This is a genomic window from Mycobacterium sp. (assembly GCF_040509115.1).
Classification (GTDB): domain Bacteria; phylum Actinomycetota; class Actinomycetes; order Mycobacteriales; family Mycobacteriaceae; genus Mycobacterium.
The window spans coordinates 1-2,875 of the sequence record NZ_JBEVLO010000342.1 but is presented as its reverse complement, the minus strand read 5'-3'; the positions used below and the strand labels follow the sequence as shown (position 1 = coordinate 2,875).

Sequence of the window (2,875 nt, the reverse complement as noted above, 5' to 3'; positions counted from 1 at the left end):
AGGCTGCCGCCGAAGACCGTCGCGTCCTGGCTGAAGATGCAGACCTCGCGGCCGTCGATGGTGCCGTACCCGGTGACCACGCCATCGCCGAGCGGTCGGTTCTCGCCGAGACCGAAGTTGGTGCTGCGGTGCTTGGCAAGCGCATCCAATTCGACGAAGGAATCCTCGTCGAGCAGTGCAAAGATCCGCTCGCGGGCGGTGAGCTTGCCCCGGGCGTGCACCTTCTCGACCGCCGCCTCGCCGACCGGATGCAGCGTCTCTTCAGCGCGCTTCCGGAGATCGGCGAGCTTGCCCGCAGTGGTGTGGATGTCGATCGTCGCGGCGGCTTCTGGGGCGCCCTGGTCTGGCTCGGTAACGCTCGTCATGGTTGTCGATGCTATCGCCAGCGACACTGCTGAGGGTCACGCGGTCGCGGCACCCCGTGATGTCAGGCGTTGTACCAGGCGACTGTGGTGCCCTGGGTGGGCGACCAGGTAATACGAGCGAACTCGAAGTCGACCGCCGCATTGTTGGTGCCTGCGGGCGTGTAGTGGTCGGTCTTCGGGAACCCCATGTTGGACGTCCAGGCGGTCAGGAGCGCGCCGTACACCGCGTGCGTACCGAACGTGGGATGCGTGAAGATCCGGAACCCGCCCTGCACGTCCATGTCCTGCATGTTGTTGGCGAAGGCGCCCAGCGGGATGACGTTGTTGCGGCGCGCCACCGTCGCGACGTCGGTCGGCGAGCTGATGAATCCGTGGTTGGTGACGAACCGGGTGCCGTTCTCGCACTCCATCGCCCACCCGTAGCTGAGCAGGTACGGCGGCCCGACGGGCGCGCCGAGCGCAGGATCGGCATTGGCCATGAACGCGCTGTACGCGTCGGTGGTCGGATATCCGGCCCGGCCCAGGGATTCGAGGCCGTACAGCGCAGTCTTGGGCGCGTACGCACTGGTCGCCACGCCGAAGTTGTTCTCGGCGTTGGAGCCGCCAGTCGCGGCGTCCCGCATGGTGTAGAAGAACATCGGCCCGGCGTAGGACACCCCTCGCCACTGCTGAAGTCCGTTGAACAGCAAGTTGTTCTGCTGTTCCTGGGTGACGGCGCCAACGGTCGGCGCGCCGTACTCGGTGGCCCACAACTTCTTCGCGCCGTCGCCGTTGCGCTTCATCAAGGCGTGCATCTTGATCATCTGCCGGATCGGTGCGTTTTCGAAGCGCATACCGTCGGCGAAGGTGGCCGCGAAGCCCCAGTCGTAGGGATGGTGGGAGACCGCGTCGCAGGAACCGGCGAGCGAATTCTGGTAGCACTGGGTCAGGAATTCGACGGCGTCGACGGTGCTGTCGGTGGTGTTGGTGGAGCCCATCGCGCCTGCCAGCACCGTCACCGACGGGTCCACCGCCTTGATCCGTGGGTAGGCCGCTCGCACCATCGAGGTGTAGAAGGCCGCGTCGGGGGCTGGTCCGAAGAACAGGGCGCCGTTGGGCTCGTTCCAGATCTCGTAGGCGTCGATCTTGCCCAGGTATCGCTTGGCCACCGTCTCGCAGAACGCGGCGTAGTCCGCGGCGCTTCGCGGGCGGGTCCATTGCAGCCCGCTGGTGTTGACGGCGGCCCACGGCGGGCACGTCACGATGGACGCCAGGACGAAGAATCCGCGACTGACTGCCGCATTGACGACGGCGTCCACGGTCGTCCACACGAAGGTGGATTGCCGATTTTGGACGTGGAACCACGGAATGTCGAACCGAATGCCGGTGGCGCGACTCGCGGAAATGATGTCAAGCGATCTCGACAGGTCCGTCGCGTTGTAATTGAGGACCGCCGAACCAGCGGCGAAGCCGGCGATCGGCACCGGGCGGGCCGTCAGCCTGACCGGCTCATCGCGAGATGTGTTCCACGACAATCCACTTAGTCCTGCCGCGGCCACTGCGCCCACGGCGAGGCCGCGGCCCATTGCCGATCGGCGACTCAGTTGAATACCGGCTGAATTACCGGGCATCTAATTGATCCTTATTTCGTTCGAGTGGCGATCGACAGCAATGTCGGCCGCAAACAATAAATGTCAGGGAATGCCATTTGTCGAGAACGAATATTTGAATTCGACGGGCAATATCGTCGCACGGTCGCTCCGTGATCTTGGTTGCGGCGCAGTCACGAATCCATTCAGGTTCGGACTCGACAGGCGTCATATATCGCCTCCACCTGCGATGCAGTGGCCGCGGCGTCGAAGGGTTGCCGTAACACGAAATTTGCTGAGGAGGATTCAGCGAATTCATCGCACCTTGCCGACGTCGTCAAGTGACGGGCCGTTGCGCGGCGCCCTGCCTTGCGGTGGCAAACCGTTCGCGACGTGTTCGGTGGCGCCGCCCTGCCACTCCTCCCGCAGCTCCGCGATCCCGACGATGGCCATCGAGTCGAGCGGCCACGGGCATCGAACGCGCAGCACGTCGCGGCCGCCGCCGATCGTCGCCCGCCCCAGCGCGGATGGCGTCCCAGGTCGCGGCGGTTCTCACGCACTGAGTGGCGACAAGATGAAACCACCTGTGCGGGAATGACTTCCGAGTACCCTGAACCAAACGCCTCGGTCGCGACGTCGAGCGGTTCGCGCAGCGCCGCCCCGCGACACCCGGCGGAATGACACGACGATCGAGGCAGCCTTTCGTGGCGGGGCTACCCCGCTCCCGGTCGTGCATGCGCCGGGTGTGAACGGTCTGGTGACGGGGACGGGGCGAGGCGTCACACGGCGCGGTGACCACGACACAGGCTAGGCGTAGCCCGTTGCAGTGCTGGCAACGTCGACGGGGTGTCTCCGCAAACGACCTTGGCGCCGACTCCGGAGCGCTCGGCGCGGTGGGTGATGACGGACTCCGGTATCTTCGCCTTCATGCGATTGCGAGCG

3 protein-coding genes are annotated in these 2,875 nt (G+C 65.3%); all 3 read right to left on the bottom strand.

What is annotated here, in order from left to right:
* On the bottom strand, positions 1-365 hold a 365-nt coding region (locus tag ABW137_RS23925; RefSeq protein WP_526403942.1), incomplete at its 3' end, for a carboxyl transferase domain-containing protein.
* A 62-nt stretch (positions 366-427) separates the two neighbouring features.
* Complete coding sequence (locus tag ABW137_RS23920) at positions 428-1,975, bottom strand: cellulase family glycosylhydrolase (protein WP_526403941.1); 1,548 nt, start codon at positions 1,973-1,975, stop codon at positions 428-430.
* Between the two features lie 273 nt (positions 1,976-2,248).
* Positions 2,249-2,386 carry a hypothetical protein gene (locus ABW137_RS23915; protein WP_526403940.1) on the bottom strand — a complete coding sequence of 46 codons (138 nt, stop codon included), beginning with the start codon at positions 2,384-2,386 and terminating at the stop codon, positions 2,249-2,251.
* Positions 2,387-2,875: the final 489 nt, after the last annotated feature.